This is a genomic window from Aeromicrobium sp., from assembly GCF_050700635.1.
Classification (GTDB): Bacteria; Actinomycetota; Actinomycetes; order Propionibacteriales; family Nocardioidaceae; genus Aeromicrobium.
The window spans coordinates 20,993-27,262 of the sequence record NZ_JBOHDT010000039.1 but is presented as its reverse complement, the minus strand read 5'-3'; the positions used below and the strand labels follow the sequence as shown (position 1 = coordinate 27,262).

Sequence of the window (6,270 nt, the reverse complement as noted above, 5' to 3'; positions counted from 1 at the left end):
CCACATGCACGCTTCAGACGACTTCGCCAGAATCCTCGGAGTCGTCGCCGCCGTCGATATTCCACTTGAGCTGGAACTCGACCTCTTCCTCGTCGTCACCACGCTCGTGCTCGATCGAGAACTGGGCATGCTTGGGCACCCGAAACCGTTCCCCTGCGATCTGGATGCGGAACGAATCGGCCTTCTCGAGAGCGTCCGCGAGGCGGCGCAGCTTCGCCACTACGTGTGCGGTCTCGTAGATGCGTTCAATGTCTCGAGATCCCTTAGCCATGCCGTGATCCTACGCAGACGTTGCCAAGGCACGCGCCCCTCGCCGAGACCTCACCGGGCGGTCGCATGGATGGACGAACCATTGCTCAAGAGCTCGCGGCGCCGTCTCGGAGCTTCTGCATCACCTTGTCGAGGCTGAAGCTGGCCGGCTCCTGTCGGGGCGGGTACTCCGCGAAGCTCTGGACCAGCCGTGCGACGTAGGCCTGCGCGGGAATGAAGATCCAAGCGTGGTCGAGCAGCCAGTCGTAGTAGGTGTTGGAGGTGATGTCGGCTCGTTCGTGGGGATCGGTGCGCAGGTTGAAGAGCTTCGGGACGCGGAGCGGTGTGTAGGGCTCGGCCCAGATCCTGATGGTGCCGGTGGCGCGCTGCTCCATGAAGACGAACTTCCAGTTGTCGTAGCGCAGAGCTGTGAGGTCTCCGTCGTCGGACACGTAGAAGAAGTGCTGTCGCGGGCTCTGAGAGGCCGCCCCGGTGATGTAGTCGAGCTGGTTGTGCCCGTCGAGATGAACCTTGTACGTCGTACCGTTCAGGTCCGCTCCCGCCTTCAGCCGGCCGGCTGCGTCGGCGTCCCCCGCCGCGGCCAGAAGGGTGACGAACCAGTCGTTGTGGCTGACGATGCCGTTGAGCACCTGTCCAGGCGGGACGTGACCGGGCCAGCGCACCATGGCCGGCACGCGGTACGCGCCTTCCCAGTTGGAGTTCTTCTCGTTGCGGAAGGGCGTCATGCCGGCGTCGGGCCAGGTGTTCATGTGTGGGCCGTTGTCGGTGGAGTACATGACAATCGTGTTGTCCGCCAATCCATTGGCATCCAGGTAGTCCAACACCTGACCCACGAGCTCATCGTGGTCGACCATCGTGCCGTGGTACTCCGACTGCCAGCGGCCGGCCTTGCCGCGGCTGCCGTCCTTGATGTGGGTGCGGAAGTGCATATGGGTGGTGTTCAGCCAGACGAAGAACGGGGTGTCGCTGTCCTTGGCCCCGGTCATGAACCGCAGCGCCTCGGGCACGACCTCGTCATCGATGGTCTTCATCCGCTCCTTGGTGAGCGGGCCGGTGTCCTCGATGCGCTGGGTGCCGTCCTCGTTCGCCCAGGAGTGGATGACCCCGCGAGGGCCGAAGTTCTTCCGGAAGTCCGGGAAGTCCACCTCACTGGGGTAGTCGTCGAGCTCGGGCTCCTCCTCGGCGTTGAGGTGGTAGAGGTTCCCGAAGAACTCGTCGAACCCGTGGGCCGTCGGCAGGAACTCGTCGCGGTCCCCGAAGTGGTTCTTGCCGAACTGTCCGGTGCGATACCCGCGGGCCTTCAATGCCGTGGCGATCGTGGGGTCCTCGGCCCTCAGCCCGACATCGGCGCCTGGCATCCCGACCTTTGTCAGCCCCATGCGGAAGGGGTTCTGTCCGGTGATGAACGCCGCGCGGCCCGCCGTGCAGCTCTGCTCGCCGTAGTAGTCGGTGAACCTCACCCCCTCGGCCGCCAATCGGTCGATGTTGGGAGTGCGGTACCCCATCAGACCCTCGCTGTAGCAGCTGAGGTTGCTGACTCCGATGTCGTCGCCCAAATGATGAGGATGTTGGGCTGCTCGGGCATGCGTCCCTCCTTGGGCGTCCCTGACCCCACGGAGGGGTCGAACCCTCGGAACCTAATCCGTTGAGGACGCCCCGAGATCACCCGCAGCGGATGAAGGCGCCATGACCCAGCCCGTCAAGGATGACAGTGCGTAGGGACGGAGGAACTGCCATGGGTTGCTTGTTCGCGCTGTTCGCGGGGACCGAGCGACGTCAGGCGGACGGGTACCCGTCCAGAGGCTCGGGCGTGGTCACGTGAGCCAACAGTCGGCTGGTGCGAGGGAGCAGGTGACAACTCGTCGGTTGAGCAGGCTCAACCTCGTCGCCGCTGTCGCCTTCATCCTCGGCGGCAGCCTGTTCGCCCTGGGTGCGGTCTTCGCCCAGCTCGAGGTGGGCACACTGGCGACTGTCAACATCACCTACCTGGTCGGTGGGTGCTTCTTCAGCCTGGGTGGCTACGCCTCGATCCTGTTGGTCGTCAATGCCACCCGCGATGAGGGCCGTCGCGGCGCCGAGGAGCCGATGCGTTGGTGGAGTTACCAGCCACAACGGCGCGACTGGCTCAGTGCGGTCGTGCTGTTCATCGGCACGCTGCTGTTTGCGGTCAGCCTCCTGGCGGCTTTCGCCGAAGGGCTCACTCCCCGCCAGTCCAACGGATGGATCTGGATGCCCGACATCCTCGGCTGCGTCTGCTTCCTCGTGTCCGGCCACCTCGGGATGCTCCAGGTTGGCGCCGGTCACGTCGAAGTGCGCGTCCATGAGCTCGCCTGGTGGGTGGTGGCGACCAACCAGATCGGTTCAATACTGTTCTTCCTCGCCGGAATCGCGGCGTTCACGCGTCCGGCGACCTCCAATGCCCTTGACGCCGGACTCGTCAACTGGGGCACCTTCGCCGGCGCCTCCTGCTTCGCGCTGGCAGGGGTCATACAAGTGTTCGACAGGCCAACCTCGACAAGAACGGTGGTGCAGCACACGCCATGACCACACAGAGCCAGTCAGCAGCCGAAACGCTTTTCGGCAACCGATTCCTGACCGAGAGAGCCCCCTCGACATCCTTCCCGCAGAGCGGGATGCGCCCAACGGACGCCATGCGGCTGGTGGCCGAGGACCTCAACCTCGAAGGTGACCCGCAACGCAACCTGGCAACCTTCGTCACGACCTGGATGGAGCCGGAAGCGCAGCGGATCATCGCGGAGAACCTGCACCGGAATTTCATCGACCATGCCGAGTACCCGATCTCGGCTGAGGTCGAGCAACGCTGTGTCCGGATGCTGGCCGACCTCTTCAACGCTCCGGGCGCAACGACGGGGTGCCGCACCCAGGGGTCGTCCGAAGCGATCATGCTCGGCGCCTTGTCCCTGAAGTGGAAATGGAAGGAGCGCCGTCAGTCAGCAAACCTGTCGACAGACCGTCCCAACCTCGTGTTCGGAGGGGACGTCCACGTGGTCTGGGAGAAGTTCTGTCGCTACTTCGATGTCGAGCCACGGATCGTCCCGCTGGAGGAGAACAAGTACACGATCGGCCCCGAGGACGTGGAGCCACACCTCGACGAGAACACCATCGGCGTCGCAGCCGTTCTGGGCACCACCTTCACCGGGCACATGGACGACATCGTCGGCATCAACAACCTGCTGCTCGACACCAAGAACCAGCGCGAACTGGACATCCCGCTCCACGTGGACGGCGCCAGCGGCGCGTTCGTGTGGCCGTTCCTCTACCCCGACTCGCCGTGGGACTTCCGCCTCGAGCAGGTCCGCTCGATCAACGTCTCAGGGCACAAGTACGGGCTCGTCTACCCGGGAATCGGCTGGCTGATCTTCCGCGAGGAGTCCGACCTCGCCCAGGACCTGGTCTTCTACGAGAACTATCTCGGAAAGACTGACGCCACGTTCACCTTGAACTTCTCCACGGGCGCCGCGATGGTGCTGGCGCAGTACTACAACTTCGTTCGTCTCGGACGCGACGGGTACACCTACGTGATGAAGCAGATGCAGCAGAACGCCCAGGCTCTGGCGGCCAACCTACGCGACAGCGGCCGGTTCGAGGTGATCGGCGACGACGCGGAACAGCTTCCGCTGGTGGCCTTCCGGCTCTCCGGTGAGCACACCACGTACGACGAGTCCGACATCGCATGGCAACTGTCCGCAGAGCGCGGCTGGATGGTGCCGGCGTACACCCTCCCCCCCAACGCCGAACGGGTGAAGATCATGCGCGCGCTGGTGAAAGAGACCATGAGTCGCGAACAGGTCGAGCGCCTGACCGACGACATCGCAGACGCCTGCGCGACCCTCGACCAGAAGGGCGGAACTGCCCAAGTCGAACGCGAGCAGACCAAGATGGGCACCGGGTACTGACGTTCACTCCCGCCTCGCGGCGAGCCGGGCAACGAGCGGAGGCTAATCCGGAGCGCGGCCCGAATACTTCGTGACCATGTGGGAACCAGGGCCTTCGAGTTCAACCTCCTCTGACTCGCGTTACGCAGGTCAGAGGCGGTTCATGAGTCGGGCTGACAGGATTTGAACCTGCGACCCCGTGACCCCCAGTCACGTGCGCTACCAAACTGCGCCACAGCCCGTTTACCAGCGGCCACCCTACCCCAGCCCACCGGAGCATCAGGTGTCGCCCGACTACGCTCTCAAGCATGATGCGTGGGTGGGCGGTCGGCGGTCGGCCAGGAGGTCCTGGGCGGCTGGTGTCGGTCTCGCGGGACGTGCCGGAGCCCGCTGCCGACGAGGTCCTCGTGCGTGTGAAGGTGTGCGGCGTCTGCCGCACCGACCTGCATCTGGCCGATCATGACCTGGCGCCGAAGCGGCCCGAGGTGATCCCGGGTCACGAGGTGGTCGGTGAGGTTGTCGCGCTCGGTGAGAGTGCCACCCGTTTCTCCATGGGCGACCGGCTGGGCATCGCCTGGCTACGTCGCACCTGTGGCACCTGCAAAGAGTGCCGCAACGGTCAGGAGAACCTGTGCCGCTTCTCGGAGTACACCGGTTGGGACGCCGACGGCGGGTTCGCGGAGTACGCCGTGGTCCCAGAGGCGTTCGCGTACGAGTTGCCGGACGGCCCCTCGGACGAGGAGGTGGCGCCCCTGCTGTGCTCCGGCATCATCGGCTACCGGGCGCTCATCCGCACCAACGTTCCATCGAACGGGACCCTCGGAATCTACGGTTTCGGCGCGAGCGCGCACCTGACCGCACAGCTCGCCATCGCTGAGGGCCTCGAGGTGCACGTGGTGACGCGGGACGAAGGAGCCCGGCACCTCGCGATGGAGCTCGGGGCGGCCTCGGCATGTTCGTCTGATGAACGACCGCCGGTCGCCCTCGACGGTGCGATCCTCTTCGCGCCGGTCGGAAGTCTCGTGCCGGTGGCGCTGTCCGCGCTCGAACAGGGCGCGACCCTCGCGGTGGCAGGCATCCACCTCAGCGACATCCCAGCGCTGGACTACAAAGAGCATCTCTTCCGGGAACGCACGCTCACCAGCGTCACCGCGAACACGCGAGCCGACGGCGAGGAGCTGCTCGCCAAGGCTTCGGCACTCGATGTCCGGGCCCGCGTCACGTCCTACGCATTCGATGATGTCGACCAGGCGCTGACCGACCTGGCCGACGGCCGCATCACCGGTGCAGCCGTCGCTCGCATCGGCGAGGGGTGATCTCCCGGCGCGAGGCCGGCGAAAGATCAGTCGTACAGCCTATGGACTCCGCGCCGTTGCCCCATGAGACTGAAAGATGGCAAGGCTCACCAACGGTGAGATGGCACGCAAGAGAGGAAAGACGATGACGATTCAGATTGGGCACGACGCTCCCGACTTCGAGGCCGAGACCACGGAGGGCCGGATCCGTTTCCACGACTGGATCGGGGACTCCTGGGCCGTGCTGTTCTCGCACCCCAAGGACTTCACCCCGGTCTGCACGACCGAGCTCGGCTACATGGCGAAGATCAAGCCCGAGTTCGATCGGCGGAACGTGAAGGTGATCGGCCTCTCGATCGACTCCACCGGCGATCACGAGGGCTGGGCACGCGACATCGAGGAGACGCAGGGTCACGCCCCCAACTACCCGCTCATCGCCGACGACGATTTCAACGTCGCCAAGCTCTACGGAATGCTTCCGGCCGAGACGTCAGGCGATGCGAAGGGCCGGACGCCGGCCGACAACCAGACCGTGCGCAACGTGTTCGTCGTCGGTCCGGACAAGAAGGTGAAGCTGATCCTGGTTTACCCGATGACGACCGGGCGCAACTTCGACGAGGTGCTCCGGGTCATCGACTCGTTGCAGCTCACCGCCAACCACAAAGTGTCGACGCCGGTGAACTGGCGGCAGGGCGAGGACGTCATGATCGCCGGATCGGTGTCCGACGACCAGGCCAAGGAACTGTTCGGCGAGTGGGACGCGCCGAAGCCGTACATCCGCATCGTGCCGCAACCGGCCTGAACGGCCC

The 6,270-nt window shown here is 65.1% G+C and carries 6 protein-coding genes and 1 tRNA gene; 4 read left to right on the top strand and 3 right to left on the bottom strand.

From position 1 onward, the window contains the following. Nucleotides 1-13: 13 nt before the first annotated feature. Both ACRDPN_RS02745 and ACRDPN_RS02740 read right to left on the bottom strand, forming a co-directional pair. Nucleotides 14-271: an amphi-Trp domain-containing protein gene (locus tag ACRDPN_RS02745; protein ID WP_431445791.1), complete on the bottom strand. Its 258-nt coding sequence runs from the start codon at nt 269-271 to the stop codon at nt 14-16. An 85-nt stretch (nt 272-356) separates the two neighbouring features. After that, nucleotides 357-1,826 carry an arylsulfatase gene (locus ACRDPN_RS02740; RefSeq protein ID WP_431445790.1) on the bottom strand — a complete coding sequence of 490 codons (1,470 nt, stop codon included), beginning with the start codon at nt 1,824-1,826 and terminating at the stop codon, nt 357-359. A gap of 310 nt (nt 1,827-2,136) precedes the next feature. Here ACRDPN_RS02740 and ACRDPN_RS02735 point away from each other — a divergent pair, with 310 nt between their 5' ends. After that, complete coding sequence (locus tag ACRDPN_RS02735; protein WP_431445789.1) at nt 2,137-2,814, top strand: hypothetical protein; 678 nt, start codon at nt 2,137-2,139, stop codon at nt 2,812-2,814. Next, the gene (locus ACRDPN_RS02730; protein ID WP_431445788.1) at nt 2,811-4,187 is read left to right on the top strand and encodes a glutamate decarboxylase; all 1,377 of its coding nucleotides are present in this window, start codon (nt 2,811-2,813) and stop codon (nt 4,185-4,187) included. Before ACRDPN_RS02735 ends, ACRDPN_RS02730 begins: the two co-directional genes overlap by 4 nt. Nucleotides 4,188-4,334: 147 nt before the next feature. Here ACRDPN_RS02730 and ACRDPN_RS02725 read toward each other — a convergent pair. Beyond that, a tRNA-Pro gene (locus ACRDPN_RS02725) sits at nt 4,335-4,408 on the bottom strand. 66 nt (nt 4,409-4,474) lie between these two features. Here ACRDPN_RS02725 and ACRDPN_RS02720 point away from each other — a divergent pair. Beyond that, nucleotides 4,475-5,482: a zinc-dependent alcohol dehydrogenase family protein gene (locus tag ACRDPN_RS02720; protein WP_431445787.1), complete on the top strand. Its 1,008-nt coding sequence runs from the start codon at nt 4,475-4,477 to the stop codon at nt 5,480-5,482. 124 nt (nt 5,483-5,606) lie between these two features. Next, on the top strand, nt 5,607-6,263 hold the full coding sequence (locus tag ACRDPN_RS02715) for a peroxiredoxin (protein WP_431445786.1): 657 nt from the start codon (nt 5,607-5,609) through the stop codon (nt 6,261-6,263). The last annotated feature ends 7 nt before the right edge of the window (nt 6,264-6,270 follow it).